22 protein-coding genes and 1 pseudogene are annotated in these 22,778 nt (G+C 38.9%); 20 read left to right on the forward strand and 3 right to left on the reverse strand.

From position 1 onward, the window contains the following. Positions 1–12 precede the first annotated feature (12 nt). From C0J00_RS02620 to C0J00_RS02700, 17 genes and pseudogenes are all read left to right on the forward strand, one after another. Positions 13–423, forward strand: a complete 411-nt coding sequence (locus C0J00_RS02620) for a YidH family protein (protein WP_104967433.1) — start codon at positions 13–15, stop codon at positions 421–423. A 263-nt stretch (positions 424–686) separates the two neighbouring features. After that, complete coding sequence (gene mutM, locus C0J00_RS02625) at positions 687–1,517, forward strand: DNA-formamidopyrimidine glycosylase (protein WP_104967434.1); 831 nt, start codon at positions 687–689, stop codon at positions 1,515–1,517. Next, positions 1,514–2,116, forward strand: a complete 603-nt coding sequence (coaE, locus tag C0J00_RS02630) for a dephospho-CoA kinase (protein ID WP_199773975.1) — start codon at positions 1,514–1,516, stop codon at positions 2,114–2,116. Before mutM ends, coaE begins: the two co-directional genes overlap by 4 nt. Beyond that, positions 2,103–2,747: a membrane protein YczE gene (yczE, locus tag C0J00_RS02635; protein WP_104967436.1), complete on the forward strand. Its 645-nt coding sequence runs from the start codon at positions 2,103–2,105 to the stop codon at positions 2,745–2,747. The genes coaE and yczE overlap by 14 nt, the downstream gene beginning before the upstream one ends. Before the next feature lie 62 nt (positions 2,748–2,809). Next, complete coding sequence (locus C0J00_RS02640; RefSeq protein WP_104967437.1) at positions 2,810–4,285, forward strand: helicase HerA-like domain-containing protein; 1,476 nt, start codon at positions 2,810–2,812, stop codon at positions 4,283–4,285. A 117-nt stretch (positions 4,286–4,402) separates the two neighbouring features. Then, the gene (locus tag C0J00_RS02645; protein WP_104967438.1) at positions 4,403–5,614 is read left to right on the forward strand and encodes a multidrug efflux MFS transporter; all 1,212 of its coding nucleotides are present in this window, start codon (positions 4,403–4,405) and stop codon (positions 5,612–5,614) included. Further along, positions 5,615–5,761 (forward strand): 50S ribosomal protein L33, encoded by a 147-nt coding sequence (gene rpmG, locus C0J00_RS02650; RefSeq protein ID WP_104967439.1) that lies wholly within the window; start codon positions 5,615–5,617, stop codon positions 5,759–5,761. A gap of 44 nt (positions 5,762–5,805) precedes the next feature. Continuing rightward, positions 5,806–6,042 carry a preprotein translocase subunit SecG gene (gene secG / locus C0J00_RS02655; protein WP_104967440.1) on the forward strand — a complete coding sequence of 79 codons (237 nt, stop codon included), beginning with the start codon at positions 5,806–5,808 and terminating at the stop codon, positions 6,040–6,042. Positions 6,043–6,122: 80 nt separating this feature from the next. Next, a complete protein-coding gene (gene rnr, locus C0J00_RS02660) occupies positions 6,123–8,486 on the forward strand; it encodes a ribonuclease R (RefSeq protein ID WP_104967441.1) in 2,364 nt (787 codons plus the stop codon). Between the two features lie 9 nt (positions 8,487–8,495). Next, positions 8,496–8,966, forward strand: a complete 471-nt coding sequence (gene smpB / locus C0J00_RS02665) for an SsrA-binding protein SmpB (RefSeq protein WP_104967442.1) — start codon at positions 8,496–8,498, stop codon at positions 8,964–8,966. Positions 8,967–9,005: 39 nt separating this feature from the next. Next, complete coding sequence (locus C0J00_RS02670; RefSeq protein ID WP_104967443.1) at positions 9,006–9,620, forward strand: tetratricopeptide repeat protein; 615 nt, start codon at positions 9,006–9,008, stop codon at positions 9,618–9,620. A gap of 195 nt (positions 9,621–9,815) precedes the next feature. Next, positions 9,816–10,787, forward strand: a complete 972-nt coding sequence (locus tag C0J00_RS02675) for a LacI family DNA-binding transcriptional regulator (RefSeq protein WP_104967444.1) — start codon at positions 9,816–9,818, stop codon at positions 10,785–10,787. Positions 10,788–10,932: 145 nt separating this feature from the next. Then, positions 10,933–12,231 (forward strand): ABC transporter substrate-binding protein, encoded by a 1,299-nt coding sequence (locus C0J00_RS02680; RefSeq protein ID WP_104967445.1) that lies wholly within the window; start codon positions 10,933–10,935, stop codon positions 12,229–12,231. A 68-nt stretch (positions 12,232–12,299) separates the two neighbouring features. Beyond that, a pseudogene (locus C0J00_RS02685) lies at positions 12,300–13,180 on the forward strand (carbohydrate ABC transporter permease). After that, complete coding sequence (locus C0J00_RS02690) at positions 13,173–14,015, forward strand: carbohydrate ABC transporter permease (RefSeq protein ID WP_104968810.1); 843 nt, start codon at positions 13,173–13,175, stop codon at positions 14,013–14,015. The pseudogene C0J00_RS02685 and the gene C0J00_RS02690 overlap by 8 nt, the downstream one beginning before the upstream one ends. 3 nt (positions 14,016–14,018) lie before the next feature. After that, complete coding sequence (locus C0J00_RS02695; RefSeq protein ID WP_104967446.1) at positions 14,019–15,389, forward strand: glycoside hydrolase family 32 protein; 1,371 nt, start codon at positions 14,019–14,021, stop codon at positions 15,387–15,389. Between the two features lie 148 nt (positions 15,390–15,537). Continuing rightward, entirely contained in the window at positions 15,538–16,914 is a 1,377-nt protein-coding gene (locus tag C0J00_RS02700) for an NAD-dependent succinate-semialdehyde dehydrogenase (RefSeq protein ID WP_104967447.1), read from the forward strand. A 117-nt stretch (positions 16,915–17,031) separates the two neighbouring features. Here C0J00_RS02700 and gloA read toward each other — a convergent pair whose 3' ends face one another. Both gloA and C0J00_RS02710 read right to left on the reverse strand, forming a co-directional pair. Further along, complete coding sequence (gloA, locus tag C0J00_RS02705) at positions 17,032–17,424, reverse strand: lactoylglutathione lyase (RefSeq protein WP_104967448.1); 393 nt, start codon at positions 17,422–17,424, stop codon at positions 17,032–17,034. Between the two features lie 102 nt (positions 17,425–17,526). Beyond that, complete coding sequence (locus C0J00_RS02710) at positions 17,527–18,195, reverse strand: NAD(P)H-dependent oxidoreductase (protein ID WP_104967449.1); 669 nt, start codon at positions 18,193–18,195, stop codon at positions 17,527–17,529. Between the two features lie 126 nt (positions 18,196–18,321). Here C0J00_RS02710 and C0J00_RS02715 point away from each other — a divergent pair, with 126 nt between their 5' ends. Then, positions 18,322–19,857, forward strand: a complete 1,536-nt coding sequence (locus tag C0J00_RS02715; protein WP_104967450.1) for a ClC family H(+)/Cl(-) exchange transporter — start codon at positions 18,322–18,324, stop codon at positions 19,855–19,857. Between the two features lie 14 nt (positions 19,858–19,871). Further along, positions 19,872–20,432, forward strand: coding sequence for an LOG family protein (locus C0J00_RS02720; protein WP_104967451.1), 561 nt, complete (start codon positions 19,872–19,874; stop codon positions 20,430–20,432). Positions 20,433–20,479: 47 nt separating this feature from the next. Here C0J00_RS02720 and C0J00_RS02725 read toward each other — a convergent pair whose 3' ends face one another. Further along, on the reverse strand, positions 20,480–21,565 hold the full coding sequence (locus C0J00_RS02725) for a M24 family metallopeptidase (protein WP_104967452.1): 1,086 nt from the start codon (positions 21,563–21,565) through the stop codon (positions 20,480–20,482). Positions 21,566–21,760: 195 nt separating this feature from the next. On the opposite strand from C0J00_RS02725, the gene ccpA reads away from it, so the two are divergent. Beyond that, positions 21,761–22,762 carry a catabolite control protein A gene (gene ccpA / locus C0J00_RS02730; RefSeq protein ID WP_104967453.1) on the forward strand — a complete coding sequence of 334 codons (1,002 nt, stop codon included), beginning with the start codon at positions 21,761–21,763 and terminating at the stop codon, positions 22,760–22,762. The last annotated feature ends 16 nt before the right edge of the window (positions 22,763–22,778 follow it).

The raw sequence follows: 22,778 nt of genomic DNA on the forward strand, positions 1-22,778 counted from the left end.
AAGGGAGCAAAAATGAATAAATCGAACCAAACTATCAAGCAATCCTATAGTGACGAGCTCGCTGAAAGAAGAACAGCTCTCGCACAAAATCGTTCATTTTTAGCAACTGAAAGAACATTTGCAGCCTGGATTCGAACAGGCTTTTCTTTAGCAGGTGTTGGCATTTCGTTTGCCTCATTTTTGCAAGGGGTGACTAGTGAGCTTGTCGCTAATAGCATTGGAATTATGCTAGATTTGTTAGGAATGCTAACCTTTGTTTATGCATGGATAGAGTACAAAATGAGCTATCATTTTATTAAAAATATTTATGATGAGGCAACTATTCCTAGACAGCAATTTCGTCTTAATTTTATCTATGGAACAGTTTTAATAACTGTTCTTTTGCTAATCAGTATTTTGGGATTAATTATTATAGTTTTTTAATCTTGTATTGAACAAAACCAGCGAGTGTCATTGAAGTCGCCTACGACACTGTGAAAAAAGATCATACTTCCTAGATGCTTGAGGTATCGTCGTCAGTATTCCTATTGCTAGTAAATATTAATTTAAGAAAGGAAAGAGTATTGTAAGTTGATCTGAACCCGAGCGAAAAGCTCGGAAATTAGATAGAACTCCTTGTGTGCTGACACACTTCGGTCGTTCTCCTAAATTTCAGTCGCTTTTTTGTCGCTCTTGGTATCGTTATTATGCCTGAACTTCCTGAGGTTGAGACGGTTCGTCGTGGTTTGGAGAAGCATGTGGTTGGAAAGTCTATCCAAGACATTCGCTTTGCTTTTGCTAAGATTGCGGTGACGGGGGTAGATTCTTTTCGTCCATTAATTGATGGTCAGATGACTATTCAAGCCATGCGCCGTCGTGGAAAATATTTGATTTTTGATTTTGGTCATTTGCTATTGATTTCGCACTTGCGGATGGAGGGCAAGTATCTCATGTTTGAGAATCAAGAGAGTATTCCTAATAACAAGCATTTTCATGTCTTTTTCACCTTTACAGATCAGTCTGTCTTGATTTATCAAGATGTGCGTAAGTTTGGGACTATGGAGATACTTTTGCCGTCGCAAGAAGAAGCCTATTTCAACGCTAAGAAATTAGGTCCTGAGCCAACCAAGAAAACCTTTAAATACGCTCCTTTCGAGCGAGCTCTGCTATCGTCTCCTAAAAAAATCAAGCCCTATCTTTTGGATCAATCCCTGGTAGCAGGCTTGGGAAATATCTATGTGGATGAGGTGCTCTGGGCAGCCAAGGTGCATCCATTGCGGATCAGCTCTGGTCTCAAAAAAGCTGAAATCAAACGTCTGCATGATGAAACGATTCGTATCTTGCAGTTAGGTATTGAAAAGGGTGGGTCAACTATTCGGACTTATCGCAATGCTTTGGGCGAAGATGGAACCATGCAGCAGTTTTTAAAGGTCTATGGCATGACAGGTCAACCTTGTCCGCGTTGTGGAACTGCAATTGTTAAAATTCAAGTAGGAGGAAGGGGCAGTCACTATTGTCCCAAGTGCCAAAAACTATGACTAAGACCATTGGAATTACTGGCGGCATTGCTTCAGGCAAGTCAACGGTGACAAACTATTTACGCCAAAAAGGCTTCCAAGTCATTGATGCGGACGCTGTCGTCCATGAGCTTCAGGCTAAGGGAGGCAAACTCTATGATATCTTAGTAGATTTTTATGGGAATAAAATCCTAGCTCCTGATGGCCAATTGGATAGACAAGCTCTGTCTGAGCAATTTTTCTCGGATGATACTGTTCGTGCTCAGGTGTCAGCTTTGCAGAATACTATTATTCGGCAGGAACTGCTGGCGAGACGTGACGCCTTACTGCAAAAACATGAAGTGGTTTTCATGGATATTCCGCTCTTGTTTGAATTGGATTATCAAAGCCAGCTCGACCAAGTCTGGCTTGTTTACCTTGATCCCGCGCAGCAGTTGAACCGTCTCATGAAGCGAAATAACTATTCAGAAGAACAGGCTCGAAAACGCATAGCAACGCAGCTTTCTTTAGACGAAAAAAGGCACTTGGCTGATCGGATAATCGATAATAGTGGTGATTTATCCATGACTTATGAGCTGGTGGATGATTTGTTAGAGGAAGTGTGTCATGTCGAAAAGTAAGGTGATTCCGCTCATGCCGTGGACGGCAGAGGGTTTCTGGGATTTTAATCCTAAATCTTTGGTGGTTTTAGTGATTGGTCTGGTTTTATTTGGATTAGGAGAAGCTTGCCTGGTTCTGGCAAATCTGGGGTCAACACCCTGGACAGTCTTATCACAAGGCTTATCACAACAATTTCAGATTCCCTTAGGGTTTATGACCTTTATCATTTCTGGTTTGGCGCTTTTATCATGGATTCCGATTAGGATTAAACCGGGTATTGGAACTGTTTTGAATATGATTATCATTGCTTGGGTATTAGGCATGGTTGTCGAGACAGTTGATGGTCCAGAATCTTTGTTGGGTCGTGTGGTTTTGACCTTTATTGGAATCTTTCTGGTAGGTTTGGCCTCATCCATCTATCTGACTTGTCATATGGGTGCTGGGCCTCGTGATGGTCTCATGGTTGGTCTTTGCCAATTGACTGGCTGGCGTGTGTCGGTTGTTAGAACTGGGATTGAAGTAACTGTTAGCCTCTTAGGTTGGTTACTTGGTGGCACCTTGGGCATCGGTACCGTGCTATTTGCTATTGGTTGGGCCATGCAGTTTTCTTTAACACTTCTTTTGACATTTTTCGGGGAGACAAAGGCCTAAGCTGTCAGCCCTTGTGTTACAATAAAGATAATGAGATTCCACAGAACTATAGGAGAAAAAAGATGACAGAAATTCAGGTTGGTGTTGGGAAAGAACCGATTATGATGCAGTTGAACATGCTAAATCGTCATGGGCTTATTGCAGGTGCAACAGGTACTGGTAAAACAGTAACCTTGAAAGTTCTAGCTGAACAGTTGAGTTTAGCTGGTGTTCCAGTCTTTTTAGCAGATATTAAGGGTGATTTGACGAATATTGCTAAAGAAGGAGCTTTAACGGATAAGCTCAGTCAACGGTTGGAAAAAATTGGTTATAAGGATTTTGAACCACAAGCTTTTCCAGTACGTCTTTGGGATGTTTTAGGGCAAGCTGGACACCCAGTTAGAGCAACCATCAGCGAGATGGGGCCTTTGATGTTATCGCGCCTTTTAGGTCTCAATGATACGCAAGAAGGTATTTTAAATATTGTCTTTAAGATTGCGGATGAAAAAGGCTGGCTCTTAATTGATTTAAAAGACTTGCAGGCTATTTTAAAAGAAGTCTATGACCATGCCAGCGATTATTCAGCGATTTATGGTAATATTGCCAAGCAATCGGTTTCGGCTATCCAACGCAGTCTCTTGGTTTTAGAACAAGAAGGTGGCGAGGTCTTTTTTGGTGAGCCGGCTTTGGAGTTGACAGACTTTATCGTGACTGATGATAAAGGACAAGGGATTGTTAATATCCTCAATGCAACCAAACTTTTTCAGTCTCCAACCCTCTATGCGACCTTTCTCATGTGGATGTTGGCTGAACTCTATGAAACCTTACCAGAAGTGGGTGATTTAGACAAGCCTAAGTTTGTTTTCTTCTTCGATGAAGCTCATCTCTTGTTTAAAGATGCCCCTAAAGCATTCGTGGAAAAAGTCGAACAAATGGTCCGTTTGATTCGTTCCAAAGGTGTGGGAATTTTCTTTATCACACAAAATCCTTTGGACTTGCCAGAAAGTATCTTAGCTCAGCTGGGTAATCGTGTGCAGCACGCTCTTCGTGCCTACACACCTAAGGAAATCAAGGCGGTTAAAACGGCGGCAGATACCTTTAGACAAAATCCTGCCATTGATACTGCGGAAGCAATTACCAGTCTCGAAGTCGGGGAAGCACTGATCTCCTTCTTGACTCCGGATGCTCAACCAGCGGTAGTGGAACGAGGGTTTATCATTCCACCAAAATCCAGTTTTGATGTCTTATCAGCCATGGAAATACAGGTGTTGATAAATCAATCGGATCTGTATGATAAGTACACAGAAGCTGTTGATCGTGAATCTGCTTACGAAATCTTAGCTGCTAAAGTGGCAGACGAGGCTGCTCAAAAAGCTGCTGAAGACAAGAAAAAAGCTGATGAGAAGGCAGCTAAGGAAGCTGAGAAGGAAGAAAGACGCAGGGCGCGTAAGCCCAAGTCAGAATTTGAGAAAGCGCGTGATGCCTTTGTCAATTCAGCCATCCGAACCGTCAGCCGTGAGCTGGTTCGAGGTATCTTGGGCAGTTTGAGAAAACGGTAATGGTTTTTATGCTGTCATCTCTTGGTGATAGGATTCCGTTTTAATAGGTTGATTTCATCGCTTTTTATAGCTATTTATGGTATAATAGTGGGCGTTGTTACAACATGTAGAAAGAAGATGATTAGGATTCCTATAGCAGTTGATTGGAAAAAGAATCTCAAAATAGCTTGGTTCGGTAGTTTTCTTGCTGGAGCAAGCTTTTCACTTGTCATGCCATTTATGCCTCTTTATGTGGAGCAATTAGGTGCTAAACCCGGTTTAGTTGAATTGTACTCTGGTTTGGCAGTTTCTCTATCTGCCCTTGCATCGGGTTTATTTGCTCCTATGTGGGGAAGGTTAGCCGACCGTTATGGACGTAAACCCATGATGATTCGTGCTAGTTTTGTCATGACTTTGACCATGGGGGGATTGGCTTTTGTCCATAGTGTTTTTTGGCTACTGGTTTTACGTCTTTTAAATGGAATGTTTGCTGGTTTTATCCCCAATTCCAATGCTTTGATTGCTTCACAAGCGCCGCAAGATAAGACGGGTTATGCTTTGGGAACCTTAGCCACTGGTGTTATCGGAGGTAGCTTGATTGGGCCGCTATTTGGTGGTTTTCTGGCTGAATTGATCGGTATCAAAAATGTCTTTCTCTTAGTCGGTTTTCTTCTCTTGATGGTTTGTCTGATGACGATTTTTATGATTGAAGAGGACTTTAAACCAGTCGCTCGAGTAGATGCTTGGTCAACTAAAGAATTATTTGATCGTATTAAAGATAAACAAATGCTTGTTGGGCTCTTTGTGACTAGCATGATTATCCAAATTTCTGCCCAGTCAGTGGCTCCTATTTTGACGCTTTATATCCGTCATTTAGGGCAAACTGAGAATCTCATGTTTGTTTCAGGTGCCATTGTTTCAGCATTGGGTTTTTCAAGTATGATTTCAAGTTCGCGACTTGGTAAAGCTGGTGATAGGATTGGGAATCACCGCCTGATTTTGATGGGATTGCTCTATTGTTCCATTATTTATCTCTTTCTAGCTAGGTCTGAAACCAGTTTAGAACTTGGTATTTGGCGCTTTCTCTTTGGCTTTGGGACAGGTGCTCTTATGCCTAGTGTTAATGCTTTATTGACTCGTTTGACACCTAAGGAAGGGATTTCTCGGATCTTTTCCTATAATCAGATGTTTACTAATTTTGGCCAGGTTATCGGTCCATTCGTTGGTTCTGCAGTGGCAGCTGGTATGGGTTACCGTTCAGTCTTTTATGTCACCAGTGCTATTGTCTTTTTCAATTTTATTTGGAGTCTTATTAACTTCAGAAAATATCTGACAACAAAGGAAATTTAAGTGCGCGTTAAGATTAATTTAAAATGCAGTGAATGCGGAAGCAAGAATTATTTGACCAGTAAAAATAAGGTTACTCATCCAGACAAAATACAAGTTCCTAAATATTGTCCTAAGGAACGTAAAGTAACCTTACACCTTGAATCTTAAGGGAATATATGGTACTATTTTAAGGACAGTATTGGAGGAAAAAGATGTATAATTTGCTATTAACAGCACTCTTGGTGATTTCGGTTGTATTAGTGATTGCAATTTTTATGCAACCACAAAAAAATCCAGGCAGCAATGTATTTGATAGTGGTGGGTCTGAAGCCCTTTTTGAACGTTCTAAAGCGCGTGGCTTTGAAGCTTTTATGCAACGTTTCACAGGGATTCTCGTCTTCTTTTGGCTATTAATCGCATTTTTACTGGTAGTATTATCAAGTCGTTAAGACAATAGTGGGCCGTGGCAAGATGTCAGGCCCTTTTTAAATCGTTCCTAGAGGAACATGTAAAGTGGAACAAGGAAACTATGAAAGAACAGATTTTAAATTATTTAAAGGAGCATGGGAAGTCAAATATTAATGACTTAGCAGCTAGCTTGGATATGGCTGGTGCTAAAAAATTCCCTCTCTTGATTAAAGAAATTTCCAAAATGGAAAGTAAGCGAGAGCTTCGTTTTAATGATGACGGTATGTTGTCGCTGCGTAAACCACAAGAAAAGAAAGAGCAAATCACTATCCAAGGAGTTTTTCGTGCTAACAAGGCAGGTTTTGGCTTTCTTTTTGTCGATGACAATGAAGAGGACATGTTTATTGGCCGTAATGATGTAGGGCATGCTATTGATGGTGACACAGTTGAAGTGGTCATCAAAAAACCAGCTGATCGTCTCAAAGGAACAGCGGCAGAAGCGCGTGTGGTTAGGATTGTTGACCATGCCTTAAAAACAGTTGTTGGTAAATTTATTTTGGATGATGAAAAGCCAAAATACGCTGGTTATATCAAATCCAAAAACCAAAAAATTCAACAAAAAATCTATATTAAAAAAGAACCGGTTGTCCTAGATGGTACTGAAATTATCAAGGTCGATATTGATAAGTATCCCGTTCGAGGGCATGATTATTTTGTTGGTCATGTCCGTGATATTGTTGGTCATCAGGGTGATGTTGGGATTGATGTTCTTGAAGTCTTGGAATCTATGGATATCGTCTCAGAATTTCCAGAAGATGTTCTGGCAGAAGCTAATGCAGTACCAGAAGCGCCAACTGCTAAGGACTTAATCGAGCGTGTGGACCTTCGTAAGGAAATCACTTTTACGATTGACGGAGCTGATGCTAAGGACTTGGATGATGCGGTTCATATCAAACGTTTGGACAATGGTAACTTTGAGCTTGGTGTACACATCGCAGATGTTTCTTACTATGTGACAGAAGGATCTGCTCTTAACCGCGAAGCTGTTGCGCGTGGTACTTCAGTTTATGTCACTGATCGTGTGGTGCCAATGTTGCCAGAGCGCCTGTCTAATGGTATTTGTTCATTGAACCCAAATGTTGACCGTTTGACCCAGTCTGCGATTATGGAAATCAATCCGAAAGGCAAAGTGGTTGATTACCAAATCTGTCAATCAGTCATCAACACAACCTACCGTATGACTTATAGTGATGTCAACGCGATGCTTGATGGCAATCAGGAGCTTCTGGACAAGTACGAGGCTATTGTGGATTCAGTACAGGATATGGCAGCTCTTCACAAAATTTTAGAGGACATGCGTACTCGTCGTGGAGCGCTTAATTTTGATACGTCAGAAGCTAAAATCATTGTCAATGATAAAGGAATGCCTGTAGATATTGTTGTGCGTGAGCGCGGGGTTGCAGAGCGTATGATTGAGTCCTTTATGCTAGCGGCTAATGAATGTGTTGCGGAGCATTTTTCAAAAAATGACCTGCCATTTATCTATCGTATTCACGAAGAGCCTAAGGTTGAAAAATTACAGAAATTTATTGATTATGCTAGTGTTTTTGGAGTACAAATCCAAGGGACAGCGTCAAAAATTACCCAATCTGCCTTACAGGATTTTATGGCTAAGATAGAAGGGCAACCTGGTTCAGAAGTCCTTAGCATGATGTTGTTGCGTTCTATGCAGCAGGCACGCTATTCAGAACATAATCACGGTCATTACGGTTTGGCTGCTGAGTACTATACTCACTTTACCAGTCCTATCCGCCGTTACCCTGACCTTTTGGTACATCGCATGATTCGCGAGTACTCTAAGGGTGCCACAGCTGAAAAGCAAGACCATTTCGCAACTGTGGTTCCAGAATTGGCCTCCTCATCCTCACAATTGGAACGTCGCGCCATTGATGCCGAGCGCGTGGTAGAAGCCATGAAGAAGGCTGAGTATATGGAAGAGCATGTGGGCGAAGAGTTCGATGGTGTGGTAGCTTCTGTGGTCAAATTCGGCCTCTTTGTAGAGTTGCCAAATACCATTGAAGGGTTGATACATGTAACCACTCTACCTGAGTTTTATAACTACAACGAGCGTACCATGTCCCTTCAAGGGGAAAAATCAGGTAAAGTATTTAAGGTTGGTCAACCAATCCGTATCAAGCTAACGCGGGCGGATAAGGAAACGGGTGATATTGACTTTGAATACTTGCCAAGTGATTATGATGTGATTGAAAAGGTTGCTAAATCAGACCGAAAAGAGCGAGGAAGAGGTCGCCGTTCAGATAAGGAACGTGGTAAATCAGATGATAAGTCAGGTAAAGGTTCTTACCGTGGTGATAAATCCAAATCTGGTAACAAGCGCAGTCAATCTAACAAAGGGAAAAAAGACAAGCAACCTTTTTATAAGAGAGCGGCTAAAAAGTCGCAAGGATCTAAAAAAAGTAAATAGGAGGATTCCATGCCAAAAGGTACAGACTCCAATGTCTTAGCACAAAATAAGAAGGCGAGACACGATTACACCATCGTTGATACAGTCGAAGCAGGTATTGTTTTGACAGGAACAGAGATCAAATCGGTCCGTGCTGCTAGGATTCAACTCAAAGATGGCTTTGCCCAAATCAAAAATGGTGAAGCATGGCTAGTAAATGTCCATATTGCTCCTTTTGAGCAGGGAAATATCTGGAATCAAGATCCAGAACGGACCCGTAAACTTTTGCTCAAAAAGCGTGAAATCGACCGCCTTGCAAATGAGTTAAAAGGAAGTGGGATGACCTTAGTTCCCCTTAAAGTTTATCTCAAAAATGGCTTTGCTAAAGTTCTTATTGGCCTTGCCAAAGGAAAACACGACTATGACAAGCGTGAAAGCATCAAGCGCCGTGAGCAAGATCGTGACATCAAACGTGTCATGAAAAGTATGAATCAGAGGTAATGAAGCCTTTACTTTCTTTTTTTAAGAAGAGGTCGTTTTATGAAAGATAATATTGATAAAGCTTGGAACTATTTTCTAAAAGATAACTTACAGGCCGCTTGGGATTTAGTATCGGATGATTTTCAGTTGGAGACTTGTAGTGATTTTTCACTCTTAAATCTCATGCTTTATCTCAATTTGGCTGAAAATCCACAGGAATCCTTAGCCATCTGTCAGAGATACATTACTTTGGCTAAAAGTCAGAAGGATTTGGAAAATGAGCATATTGGCCTACATCAGCTAGCTATGGTTTATCGGGAATTGGGTCAATATGAATTAGCCTTAGCAAAAATTGAAGCTGAGCATGCCATTATTGTTGCTTATTTCCCAGAAGACCAACTAAAACTATCTGTTAACAACTATGAACAAGGTTTTCTAAGATTTAAACTTAAGCGATATGATGATGCTATTGGTTACTTAAAGATGAGCTTAGAGCAAGCTCAAAAGACAGATGATGTGATTGCCCAAGCCTGTGCTTATAGAGGATTAGGTGAGACATATCTCGCAATGAAAGACAATGATCTAGCAAAAATCCATTTGACAAAGGCATTGGCTCTCTTTATTGAAGCAGGAGATGACCTTGGTGCAGAAGAGGTGAAGCTGCTCTTACAATAATAATACATAACAAAACCACCTTGGAATCTTTTTAAGGATTCTAGAGTGGTTTTTAATATGTTTCTGTCGTTAAGGAAGAAGTTTTCTTTTAGTATAGGTGTTACAGTAGTATCTTTTTATATGATAGAACATTTAAAAAACTTGACTTGGTATGTAAATTTGGGTATAAAATAGTGAAGAAGTGAGGTGGTTGTTATGAAAGCAACAATGAAAGAAGTTGCAGAATTGGCAGGTGTTGGTCTTGGTACTGTCTCTCGTGTAGTCAACGGAGTGAAAGTGAAGGATTCAACGTTAAAAAAAGTTGAAGATGCAATAAGAGAGTTAAACTATCAACCTGATGAATATGCAAGAGGATTAAAAACGAATAGAAGCCATATTATTGCCTTAATTATTCCGACGATATGGCATCCTTTTTTTTCTGAATTTGCTTATCATGTTGAGAAAGATTTAGCCAAACGAGGTCAGAAGTTGTTTATATGCAATGCTGAGGAAGATGGACAAAAAGAATTTGAATATCTGCAAATGTTGGAAAAAAATAAAGTTGATGGCATTATAGGAATTACCTATTCTGATATTGATCAGTATGTCTCATCCAATTTACCATTTGTGAGTATTGACCGACATTTCTCAGAAAGAATCCCTTATGTAACATCTGACAACTATGGAGGTGGAAAATTAGCAGCTGAAGTGTTGATAGAAAAAGGGGCTACTCAATTTGCTTTTATTGGAGGAACGAATCAGTTTGAGAATGAAACAGAACTTAGAAAAGTAGGGTTTTCGGAGACACTTCAAAAAAAAGGTCTAGTAGTCAAAAAATTAGATATGTTGGAACCTATTGATAATCTACATGAAAAAATTGAAAAATTTTTAGTAGATAATCCAGATATAGATGGAATTTTTACAGTTAATGATTTTATGGCTTTAAATGTTATAAAAGTAAGTGAAAAATTAAATCGATTTGCTCCTGCTGATTATCAAATTATAGGTTTTGATGGTTTGAAATCTGCAGTGGATCAAGAATACTATGTTTCAACAGTTGCACAACCAATTGAATTGATGGCTAAAGAAGCGGTTCAATTACTAGTAAATGTAATCGAAAAGAAAACAGGAGAAACGAGAATTGTGCTTCCTGTTCAATTTGAAGATGGCGGCACAACAAAAGTTTAAATATTTTTTCAAAATGTCTTGACAAGCATTATGGAATCGGTTACAATTTAGTCAATAAATCGGAAACGTTTCCAAAAAAATTAGGTTTCGACCTTAATTTTTTTAAATAACATTTGAAACGTTTCCGAAAAGGAGGACTATTATAATGGTGTTAAAAAAATCGACTGCAGTCGCAGTTCTTCTCTCTAGTTTATTACTTACTGCTTGTGGCAATGAGAAAGATAGTAAGACAAAAAATAATGGCGATGATAAGACTGTGACACTTTGGGTTCAGTATTCCAAAGAGTCAGCTGAAGGAAAAGTCATGACACAATCCATTAAAGATTTTAATGAAAGTAATGACAAGGGTTATAAAGCAACTGTTGAATACATTCCAAGAAGTGGTTCCGGTGGCGGATATGAAGATAAAGTAAATGCTGCATTAACCAACAACACACTACCAGATGTTTTAACTTTGGATGGTCCAAATACTGCTGCATATGCTAAATCAGGAATCATTGCTCCAATTGATGATTACATTACAAAAAAAGACGATTTACTTCCAAGTATTATTGATGAAGGGACGTACGATAATAAGCTATATTCATTAGGCTATTCTGAATCTAGTGTTGGTATTTACTACAATAAGAAAATGTTAGCAGATGCAGGTGTGGATATCAATAGCCTTCCAACGGTTCAAAATCCATGGACTTATGATCAATATAATGAGTTATTTGAAACTTTATCAAAACATTATAAAAAACCTGCAATTGATGTTGGCTTTGATGATCATTCAGAATGGCTAATGTACGCTTTCACACCATTTGTTTGGTCGTCTGGAGGTGACGTTGTTAATGCAAAAGGAACCAAATCTTCTGGAAGTTTTGATAATTCAGGGTCTGTCGAGGCATTTACATTTATTCAAGGATTGATTAAAAATGATTATTCAACAATCACTCCTGAGAAAAATGGTTTCCAAAAAGGTATTTATCCATTAAAAATGTCTGGTTCATGGACTATGCAAGAAATGGATTCTCAGTATAAAGATGTTGAATATGGTGTTTTGCCATTGCCAATGTCTCCTAAAACTAAAAAGTTAGTATCTCCAACTGGAAGTTGGGCATATGGTATGAGTGCTACAACGGATAAGAAAGAAGCAGCAGGTGCCTTGATTGACTTTCTTGGTTCAGATCAAGAAGTTTACGATATGAGTGTTGGTAATTCGGTTTTACCTTCTCGTAAATCAACTTCTGATCGATTATCAAGTGAGGTTTCTAAACAAATGAAGGTACTATTGGATCAAAATGCTGAGACCGGTCATGCTCGTCCTGTATTGGTAAATTATCCACAAATTAGTCGAATTGTTCAAGATTCAGTAACTGAAATCACTTATGTTGATCAACATAAAGATGTTAAAGCATTCCTTGAACAAAAAGCTAAGGAAATCGATCCACTTTTGAAATAAAATGAGACGTATGGGGTGTTTAAGTAGTCATTTAAACAGCCCATATTATTTAAAAAGGAGTAAGTAAAATGAATGCTAAAGCAAAAGAGTCTATAATGGGATATTTATTCTTATCTCCTGCAATGATTATTTTGGGACTGTTTCTTTTTTTACCAACATTATTATCTATTTATTATGCTTTTACGAATTATTATCTCTTAACACCTGATGCGACTACTTTCATTGGATTAGCTAATTTCAAAAAACTATTTAGTGATCCTTTATTTATGACGAGTTTAAAAACATCGGTCAATTTGTTATTTTTATTATTCCTCTTCAATTAGGTTTGGCTTTAAGTTTAGCTTTATTAGTGAATAATAAACGAAAATCAACAATTTTCTTTAAAATTGCCTTTTTTGCACCAGTTGTAATGTCTTTAGTTGTTGTATCTGTTCTATGGTTGGTCTTGCTAAATCCCTCAAGTGGTTTAATAAATTCAATGTTGGGTATCTTGGGTATTAACCCACAACCATTCTTAACAAGCCCTAAACAAGCTATGTATGTCATTATTGTGGTATCAGCTTGGCAAGGTGCAGGTTATCAAATGCTGATTTTTCTTGCAGGTCTCCAAAATATCCCATCATCACTTTATGAAGCAGCAAGCATTGATGGGGCAAGCAAATGGAAACAATTTTTGAATATTACTTTACCAATGTTAAAACCGACCTCAATTCTAATTTTGACGACAACGCTTATTGATGCTTTCAAATTAGTTATTCAACCAATGGTTATGACACAAGGTGGCCCACTTAATTCTACATTGACACCAGTTTATTACATTTATCGAACTGGTTTTACTGATCGTTCCGTTGGCTATGCTAGCTCAATTACAGTTGTTTTCGGAGCTATCATTATTATATTCACCTTACTTCAAAGAAAAATGACAGGAGATGAAGGGTATTATGAATAAAAAAGTTAATAAGTCATTGTACTTTATTTTAACCTTGCTATTGGCAATGCTATTTATTTTTCCTTTGGTGTGGATGGTTGCATCCTCTATGAAAACAGAACAGGCTGTCTTTCAAGATTTAGGAACATGGAAATCATTTTTACCCTCTTTGAATCCAAGTGACTGGTTTAAGCCATATCAAGAGGTTTCAACAAGATTTAATCTTTTCCAATACATTGGAAATAGTATTTTTTACGCTACTTGTGTCACAATTGGTTCCATTTTAGTCAATTCGCTGGCAGGATATGCATTTGCTAAATTCGATTTTATAGGGAAAAAGGCTCTTTTTGCTCTGATGTTAGCTTTGCTAGTCATTCCGGGTGAGACAATTATAATCACTAAATTTTCAATAGTACAGCGCTTAGGGATATTAAATACTCGATTAGCGGTTATTTTACCGGCGCTATCAGCTCCCTTATTCATCTATATGTTTAGACAATTCTTTAAAGCTATCTCAAATGAAATTATTGAGGCCGCTAAAATTGAAGGTGCTTCACATTTCCGAATTTTTTGGAATATTATGTTGCCTCTTTCTAAACCGGCAATTGCCACAGTAGGAACGCTTTCGTTTATTGGAAGTTGGAATGATTATATTTGGCCATTGATGGTGTTGACGAATACAAGCGATTTTCCACTTCAAGTAGCAATTACAAATATCAATAATACACAGCCGACTTACACAAATCAAATTATGGCAATGTTAACAATATCAACAATTCCATTAATTCTGATTTATGTTTTCTTCCAAAAATATTTAGTTCAAGGATTGGGTAGTAGTGGAACAGGAGTAAAATAACAAATGACTGAAATCTATACTGTTGAACGAGCAAATCAATTTATTCAAAAAAATAAAGATGAAGTAAATCGAAAATTCAAACCAAAGCATCACTTTTCAGCTGAAATTGGTTGGATAAACGATCCGAATGGCTTTGTCTATTTTCAAGGAGAATATCATCTATTTTATCAATTTTATCCCTACGATAGTGTTTGGGGGCCAATGCATTGGGGCCATGCCAAAACAAAAGATTTTGTGAATTGGGAGCATTTACCAGTCGCACTAGCACCGGATATGCCTTATGACAAGGATGGTTGTTTTTCTGGATCAGCAATTGTCAAGGATGATGTATTATGGCTCATGTATACGGGAAATGTAGAGCAAGAGGACGGAACAATCCGTCAAATCCAGAATATGGCTTATTCTAAAGATGGTATTCATTTTGAAAAAATCGCGGAGAATCCTGTAGCTACAGGGGATATTTTGCCAGATGAACTAGTTAAGTCAGATTTTAGAGATCCAAAAATATTTGAAAAAGAAGGTAGATATTATGCTGTTGTTGCAGCAAAACACCAGGAGGATATTGGTACTATTGTTTTATTGGGATCGGATAATTTGATTGATTGGGAATTTGAATCCATTTTTCTTAAAGGTACACCAGAACAAGGTATCATGTGGGAGTGCCCAGATTATTTTAATATCGATGGAAATGATATTTTAATGATGTCACCCATGAGAGTAAAACAGAAGCATTATGATTTTAAAAATATTAATTCTTCCGTCATTATGACTGGAAAAGTAGATTGGAATACCAAAACTTTTACTTTACATAACATGAAGGAACTAGATCATGGCCATGATTTTTATGCTCCACAGTCCTTAGAGGACGATGAAGGAAGATGTATTGTCATAGCTTGGCTTCATACATGGGGGCGCCAACTTCCATCTCATGATTTAAAACACAAATGGGCTGGTAGTATGACTCTACCGCGGCAACTAACCTATAAAGATGGTCAGTTATTACAAACTATCCTTCCAGAAAGTTTACAAAGTCTATCTAAGATTGATGTGGATGACAATCCTATATCTTCAGGGGTTCTTGAAATTGATATTAATGGAAATTTGTTGATGCGGTTTGGCTCATCTGATGATTACATTGATTTTGGCTTTGATAAAGAAGAAAATCTTGTATATATTGATCGTAAAGGATTAAAAAGATTGCCAAAAGGCGATGAAACTTGGGAGATAAGTGAACGAAAAGTTCAGATCCAAGCCAAAAAATTATTGATATTATTCGATTCTAATAGCATAGAGATTATTGTAAATAATGGTGAAGAAAGTTTATCTTCCGCATTCTATATAGATGGGGAACATTATTTGCAAAATCTTTCTTAATAAGATGAATGATATTTAAATGAAATCTCAATCGCACGTATTGGGATTTTTTAATTATTCTATATTTTCCCTAAAATAAATGCTAGACGTTTGCAAACGCTTACCTAAAGTAATACAATGGAACTATTAAGTATAAAAGGAGATATTTATGGCTTACAAAACGATTTACCCTTATACCAATGAGGTGTTGCATGAGTATGATAATGTTTCAGATGCAGATGTTGAAAAAGCGCTAGAAACAGGGCATCAGCTCTATAAACAATGGCGCCGTGAAGATAACTTGGAAGATCGCAAAGCACAACTTCGTAAGGTGGCAGAATTGCTCCGTCGCGATCGTGATAGATATGCTGAAGTCATGACCAAGGACATGGGGAAACTGTTTACTGAAGCGCAAGGTGAAGTGGATCTTTGTGCGGATATTGCAGACTACTATGCTGATAAGGCTGATGAGTTTTTGAAGCCAGTTCCTTTAGAGACCGATACTGGTGAGGCTTATTATCTCAAACAGTCAACAGGTGTTATCTTAGCTGTTGAACCATGGAATTTTCCGTTCTATCAAATCATGCGCGTGTTTGCACCAAACTTTATTGGTGGGAACCCGATGGTCTTGAAACACGCGTCAAACTGTCCTGCTTCTGCCCAAGCTTTTGAGGATTTGGTTCTCGAAGCTGGAGCGCCAGAAGGAGCTTTCAAAAATCTTTTTGTTTCCTATGACCAAGTCAATACCATTATTGCCGATAAACGTGTTGCCGGTGTTTGCTTGACTGGTTCGGAGCGTGGTGGAGCATCCGTTGCCGAAGCTGCTGGACGACATCTCAAGAAATCATCACTTGAGCTTGGAGGAAATGATGCCTTTATCATTCTTGAGGATGCTGATTTTGACCTCTTGAAAGAAACTATTTTCTTTGCTCGTCTCTACAATGCGGGTCAAGTATGTACCTCTTCCAAACGCTTCATCGTTGTTGGGGAAGACAATTATAAGAAATACGTGGATATGGTTGTGGAAACCTTCAAAACCGCTAAATGGGGTGACCCAATGGAAGCTGATACAACTTTGGCTCCGCTATCATCAGCTGCAGCTAAAGAAGATGTCTTGTCACAAATTAAACTCGCTGTGGATAATGGTGCAACGGTCGAATACGGTAACGAAGCTATCGATCATCCAGGTAATTTTGTCATGCCAACCGTTTTGACCAATATTACGAAAGAAAATCCTATTTACAACCAAGAAATTTTTGGTCCAGTAGCTTCTATCTACAAAGTGGATACAGAAGAAGAAGCTATTGAATTGGCTAATGATTCTAGCTACGGACTTGGTGGTACTGTCTTTTCAAGTAATCAAGAACATGCAGAACGTGTGGCAGCCCAAATCGAAACAGGTATGAGCTTTATCAACTCAGGTTGGGCATCTCTTCCGGAATTGCCATTTGGTGGTGTGAAAAATGCTGGTTATGGACGAGAGTTGAGTGAATTAGGCTTTGCAACCTTCTTGAATGAACACCTTATCTATACACCTAAACGGTAGAAGTAAGAAGACTTTGGATAAAATAACATAAAAATCAAAAATGACTGAGTATCAACATCTTTTGAAAAAGTTGCGGCTCAGTCATTTTTTCTTATTTAAATTTTTTGTCTCTTACTATTAATCACGTCCTTCAAAGACTGGAAGGCTGATGATTTCAATTTTGTAGCCATCTGGATCTGTGAGGAAGTAGAACATTGGTTTTTGATCTGGCAATCCTTTGATGTCAGTAATGGTGTAACCGGCTTCTTCATGTGCTTTATGAAGGTCATCAATATCTTCAACGCCAAGTGCGATGTGACCATAACCGTCACCAATTTCATAGGCACCGTGGCCGTAGTTATAAGTCAATTCAAGTTCGTACTCATAACCTTCAGCACGAAGATAAACAATGGTAAATTCTTGCTCAGGGAAGTCTAAACGGCGGTCTTCAGTCAATGACAAAGCGTCTGCGTAGAATTTTAATGAAGCGTCTAAATCTTTAACGCGAACACAAGTATGTAATGGTTTCATAATAGTCTCCTTTTTGGAAATGCCAAGCATTTCTTAATTCACCCAACATTTTATCAAAAAGTCTAGTCTTTTACTAATAATAATACTTATTTATTAGTCACCTTAGTTAAAGATTGAAATAACATCCTGACGATCTTTACGTTTACGAGGGTGTTTCGGATCTTCTAAACGATAGCCTAGTGACAGCATACTGGCAATCCCTTCTTTTTCGGTGTCAATAACACCATGTTGAGCCAAAATAGCATTGACTTTAGCATAAGGGAAGCCTTCAATTGGGCAAGAGTCAATTCCCAGTAAAGCAGCAGAAGTCATCATGTTACCTAAGGCGATGTAGGTTTGTTTGGCTGTCCAATCCCAGAGGCGACGCTCATCGTCTGCGATTTCCATGTCAGATTCTTGGAAGATTTGGTATTGTTTCAAGCGAGCATCTAAGGCTTCTGGATCAGAAATACCACGGCGAACTAAACTATTGTAGACAGATTGACTATCGTAACGGGCGTTTTTCTCAGCAATCAAAAGAATAAAATGGCTGGCTGTTTCTAACTGCGATTTAGCGCCCCAAGAAACAGCTTTGATGGCCTCTTTGACGGCTGTATTTTCCAAAATGATAAAACGCCATCCCTCTAATCCGATAGATGAAGGGCTCAACCAAGCAGCGTCTAAGATAGTCTCTAGGTCTTCTTGAGGAATTTTTTTATCTTGATAGACACGCATGGCAACACGTTTTTCATAAGCATTTTGCAATTGTTGACGAATGTTTTGATTATCCATAATGTCTCCTTTTCTTTGGAGATATGATACCACTTTCTAGGCATGATGACTATGATTTACCCTTGAAAGTCTATCTTGAAACGTGATAAGATAGAGATATTTAGGATAAGACAAACAGGAGGGATTATGGACCAGCATCAAAAGGCAAGAGCGTATTTATCAGAATCAATTTTGTTTCTCATTTTTAGAGGCATTATCGTTGGCTTGATTGCAGGATTTGTGGTCAGTAGCTTCAGGTTATTGATTCAGGTACTCTATGAAAAACTTTTGCACTTATATGAATTGGCGCATGAGCATTCTATTTATCTCATCCTTATTTTGGGCTTGTATCTTCTAATATCTCTATTTGTGGGGAAATTATTACTGTCAGAACCGCAAATTAAGGGATCTGGTATTCCTCAAATTGAAGCGGAATTGAAAGGGCTTATGCATCTAAACTGGTGGAGCGTGCTCTGGAAAAAATTCGTGGCAGGTCTTTTAACCATTTCCAGTGGGATGCTCTTAGGGCGTGAAGGTCCTAGCATTCAACTGGGTGCTATGGTTGGTAAAGGGGTCGCAACTAAGTTTAGGTTGACTTCTTTTGGTGAGAAAACCTTGATTGCCAGCGGTTCGGCAGCAGGTATTGCCGCAGCTTTTGGGGCGCCGATAGCAGGTCTCCTTTTTGTCGTTGAAGAAGTCTACCACCATTTTTCGAGAACGGTCTGGATTACAACACTAACAGCTAGTTTGACGGCTGACCTTGTTTCAAAACACTTTTTTGGTATGGGATCTGTTCTAGAGTTTCCCTCCAATTTAGCGCCGCTCCCTCTAAATGTTTATTGGCTTTATCTGATAATGGGGTTAATTTTTGGCTTATTGGCTTTTGTCTATGAAAAAGTGGTATTGGTTGCTGGTGATTACTTTCAGATACTTGGAAAATTTCTTCATCTCAAACCAGCCTACTTTAGCATCCTTGCGCTGATTAGTGTTATACCTTTGACCTACTTTCTCCCCATACTATCAGGTGGAGGGCATGAGGTCATCGTGACTCTCCCAGAACTCAATCTCGGTTTTTGGGTCTTGCTGAGCTGGCTCATTATCCGCTTTGTCTATTGTATGATTTCTTATGGTAGCGGTGTTCCTGGTGGTATTTTCTTGCCAATTCTATCCTTAGGAGCCTTATCTGGTGCAGCCTTTGGAGCTTTAGCTATTCAACTTGATTTGATCGATAGTAGTATGTTCAGTATCTTTGTCATCGCAGGGATGAGTGCTTACTTTGGCGCCGTGTCAAAAGCTCCCTTGACCGCTATTGTCTTGGTCTGCGAAATGGTGGGAAACTTATCGCAACTGATGCCGCTCGCCTTCGTAACCTTAATTTCCTATACCGTCATGGATTTACTCAAAGGAGCTCCAATATATGAAGCCATGCTGGAAAAAATGTTTGTGGATAAGGAAGTCCAATTCTCTGAAAAACTCATGTTACTGCAGTGGCCAGTCTCAGATAAAATTGCTGGCAAGCAGGTCAGAGAGCTAGAACTCCCACAACAGATTTTGATTACCAACCAAGTGGTTAATGGCAAAAACGAAGTGGTATCCGGCTCATCGGTGCTTTATTTAGGCAATACCATTGATATTATCATTCGGGAGTCTGATCGACATTTAGCTGAAAAATATTTACTTTAAGTTAGGAGAATGCTATGAAATTGACGATTTTTTGTGGTGCTAGTTCAGGAAAAAATCCTGTCTATGCTGAGAAAACGAAACATTTGGCGGCTTGGATGGTAGCCAACAATCACAGTCTCGTCTTTGGCGGAGGTAAGGTTGGTTTGATGGGGATTATGGCAGATAGCCTGATCGCTGCTGGCTGTGAGACAATCGGTGTCATGCCTACCTTTCTAAAAGAGCGTGAAATTGCTCATACTGGTTTAAGTCAACTGATTGTAGTAGACGATATGCCTAGCCGCAAAGCTAAAATGATGCATTTGGGTCAAGCCTTTATTGCTCTTCCTGGCGGTCCAGGAACCCTAGAAGAGATTTCAGAAGTCATTTCCTGGTCACGGATTGGACAAAATGAGAAACCCTGTGTTTTATACAATATTGATGGCTATTTTGACTATTTGAAAGCACAATTTGACCACATGGTCCAAGAAGGCTTTCTCAGTCAAGAAGATAGAGATAAAGTCCTTTTTACAGATGATATTGATGCAATCGCCAATTTTATCAAGAACTATCAAGCACCTCAAGTTAGAGAATATTAAAAACAGCTGATCTAGGTCAGCTGTTTTTAATCTTTAATTGTTGGTATTTACCCTTCATAGTAAAGTAATTCTTTTGGTGTTTTAGTGAAAGTCTCAAAACCATTTTTAGTCACGTAGCCACAGTCTTCGATACGGACCCCGACTTTACCAGGAATATAGATACCAGGTTCAACAGAGAAACACATGCCTTCTTGGATTTCCATATCATTACCAGCCATGATAGACGGGAATTCATGGACATCCATGCCGATTCCGTGTCCAAGACGATGGTTGAAGTAGTCACCGTAGCCAGCTTTTTCAATCACCTTTCGAGCAGCAGCATCAACTTCGGCTGCTGTCACACCAGGTTTGATAAAGTCTTGTGCGGCTAATTGTGCCTCTAAACAAAGCTCGTAAATATCTTTTTTGAACTGATCTGGTTGACCAACAGCAACGGTACGCGTCATATCACTGGTATAACCACCTGTTTCAACACCTAAATCAAAAAGAAGTAGCGCATCGTTTTCAATACGATTGGTTCCAGGAATCCCATGAGGGTTAGCAGCGTTATTGCCAGTGAGAACCATAGTGTCAAAGCTCATCTTGGAAATGCCTTGTTTTTTGAGTTCAAATTCAATCTGTGCAATGATATCGGTTTCGGTTTTATTGAGTGAAATATTATCAAATCCTATTTGTACAGCCTTGTCAGCCCATTCACCAGCCACCAACATCTTGTTGATTTCATCTTGCGATTTGATTAGGCGCATGTTTTGCACCAAAGGAGTTAAGTTAACAAAGGCTCCAGTGAAGACAGTTTCTAGTCCTTTAAACTTAGTAACATTAAGATTGTCAAATTCTACTGCAACTTTAGCGAAATCAGTTTGTGGTAAGGTAGCTCTTATTTTTTCCCACGGATTTTCGGAATCTTGGTAGCCGATAACTGGAAAGTCAAGCGTATTTTCAGCGCGTGCAGCATCTAGTTCTGGTAGGAAAAGGAGAGGTTGCTTATCAGCTAGCAAAAAGAGAAACATGTAACGTTCGTGAGGGTCGCTAGCAAAACCTGTTAGGTAGTTGATAGTTACAGGATCAGAAATAACCGCAGCCGCCACATCTTGTTTGAGTAAATTTTCTAAAAGCAAATCAATTTTTGTCATATCATCCCTTCTTTCTGACTCTTATTTTTTCAGAAAACACTTTAAAAATCAAGCTTTTACAGTCTTTTTCCTCAGATTATCAAATAAATTAAAGAAAAAATAGCGTTAGACTTGAAAGTGTTTCCAAATCATGATAGTATAGATAATGAAAGCGTGATTTTCAAATAATAAAAATCAAATGAAAGGAAACGATTTATGAATACAGATGATACGATTACGATTTACGATGTTGCCAGAGAAGCTGGTGTATCGATGGCGACAGTTAGTCGAGTTGTCAATGGAAACAAAAATGTTAAAGAAAATACTCGGCAGAAAGTACTAGAGGTTATTGACCGTTTAGACTACCGTCCAAATGCCGTAGCCCGTGGTCTTGCTAGCAAAAAGACAACAACAGTTGGGGTTGTTATTCCAAATATTTCAAATGCTTACTTTGCCCTCTTAGCCAAAGGGATTGATGATATCGCTGAAATGTACAAATATAACATTGTGCTGGCATCAAGTGATGAGAACGACGATAAGGAAGTCAATGTTGTTAATACGCTTTTTGCCAAGCAGGTTGATGGCATTATCTTTATGGGACATCGCCTAACGGATAAAATTCGTGCGGAGTTCTCACGTTCAAGGACACCAGTAGTTCTTGCAGGTACCATTGACTTAGAACATCAATTACCAAGTGTTAATATTGATTATGAAAAGGCTGTTGAAGGAGTGGTATCTGACCTAGCTAAAAATCACCAAAAAATCGCCTTTGTCTCAGGACCACTTCTTGATGACATCAATGGTAAAGTTCGTCTAGCAGGCTATAAGGATGCCCTTAATGCTAATGGTATTGATTACACTGAAGGGCTTGTTTTTGAGGCTAAATACCGTTACGAAGATGGTTATGAATTGGCAGAACGTGTGATTAATTCAGGTGCTACAGCTGCTTATGTTGGAGAAGATGAACTAGCTGTGGGACTCTTGAATGGACTCTTTGCGGCTGGGAAACGTGTGCCAGAAGACTTTGAAATTATGACAAGTAATGATTCTGAAATTGTCAAATACACACGTCCTAACTTATCTTCAATCAATCAACCAATTTACGATTTGGGTGCCGTTGCTATGCGTATGTTAACTAAAATCATGAACAAAGAAGAATTAGAAGAAAAAGAAATCATTCTTAATCATGGTGTGACAAAACGTGCATCAACAAAATAAACGAACGACATGGCTT

Source organism: Streptococcus pluranimalium (genome assembly GCF_002953735.1).
Classification (GTDB): domain Bacteria; phylum Bacillota; class Bacilli; order Lactobacillales; family Streptococcaceae; genus Streptococcus; species Streptococcus pluranimalium.

Bases quoted from the DNA above. Each gene is read 5' to 3' on its own strand.
- C0J00_RS02620 (WP_104967433.1), top strand. From the start codon at position 13: ATGAATAAATCGAACCAAACTATCAAGCAATCCTATAGTGACGAGCTC.
- C0J00_RS02695 (WP_104967446.1), top strand. From the start codon at position 14,019: ATGACTGAAATCTATACTGTTGAACGAGCAAATCAATTTATTCAAAAA.
- coaE (WP_199773975.1), top strand. From the start codon at position 1,514: ATGACTAAGACCATTGGAATTACTGGCGGCATTGCTTCAGGCAAGTCA.
- C0J00_RS02670 (WP_104967443.1), top strand. From the start codon at position 9,006: ATGAAAGATAATATTGATAAAGCTTGGAACTATTTTCTAAAAGATAAC.
- C0J00_RS02710 (WP_104967449.1), bottom strand. From the start codon at position 18,195: ATGGATAATCAAAACATTCGTCAACAATTGCAAAATGCTTATGAAAAA.
- mutM (WP_104967434.1), top strand. From the start codon at position 687: ATGCCTGAACTTCCTGAGGTTGAGACGGTTCGTCGTGGTTTGGAGAAG.
- C0J00_RS02690 (WP_104968810.1), top strand. From the start codon at position 13,173: ATGAATAAAAAAGTTAATAAGTCATTGTACTTTATTTTAACCTTGCTA.
- smpB (WP_104967442.1), top strand. From the start codon at position 8,496: ATGCCAAAAGGTACAGACTCCAATGTCTTAGCACAAAATAAGAAGGCG.
- secG (WP_104967440.1), top strand. From the start codon at position 5,806: ATGTATAATTTGCTATTAACAGCACTCTTGGTGATTTCGGTTGTATTA.
- gloA (WP_104967448.1), bottom strand. From the start codon at position 17,424: ATGAAACCATTACATACTTGTGTTCGCGTTAAAGATTTAGACGCTTCA.
- C0J00_RS02680 (WP_104967445.1), top strand. From the start codon at position 10,933: ATGGTGTTAAAAAAATCGACTGCAGTCGCAGTTCTTCTCTCTAGTTTA.
- C0J00_RS02675 (WP_104967444.1), top strand. From the start codon at position 9,816: ATGAAAGCAACAATGAAAGAAGTTGCAGAATTGGCAGGTGTTGGTCTT.
- rnr (WP_104967441.1), top strand. From the start codon at position 6,123: ATGAAAGAACAGATTTTAAATTATTTAAAGGAGCATGGGAAGTCAAAT.
- C0J00_RS02645 (WP_104967438.1), top strand. From the start codon at position 4,403: ATGATTAGGATTCCTATAGCAGTTGATTGGAAAAAGAATCTCAAAATA.
- yczE (WP_104967436.1), top strand. From the start codon at position 2,103: ATGTCGAAAAGTAAGGTGATTCCGCTCATGCCGTGGACGGCAGAGGGT.
- C0J00_RS02725 (WP_104967452.1), bottom strand. From the start codon at position 21,565: ATGACAAAAATTGATTTGCTTTTAGAAAATTTACTCAAACAAGATGTG.
- C0J00_RS02640 (WP_104967437.1), top strand. From the start codon at position 2,810: ATGACAGAAATTCAGGTTGGTGTTGGGAAAGAACCGATTATGATGCAG.
- C0J00_RS02715 (WP_104967450.1), top strand. From the start codon at position 18,322: ATGGACCAGCATCAAAAGGCAAGAGCGTATTTATCAGAATCAATTTTG.
- C0J00_RS02720 (WP_104967451.1), top strand. From the start codon at position 19,872: ATGAAATTGACGATTTTTTGTGGTGCTAGTTCAGGAAAAAATCCTGTC.
- ccpA (WP_104967453.1), top strand. From the start codon at position 21,761: ATGAATACAGATGATACGATTACGATTTACGATGTTGCCAGAGAAGCT.
- C0J00_RS02700 (WP_104967447.1), top strand. From the start codon at position 15,538: ATGGCTTACAAAACGATTTACCCTTATACCAATGAGGTGTTGCATGAG.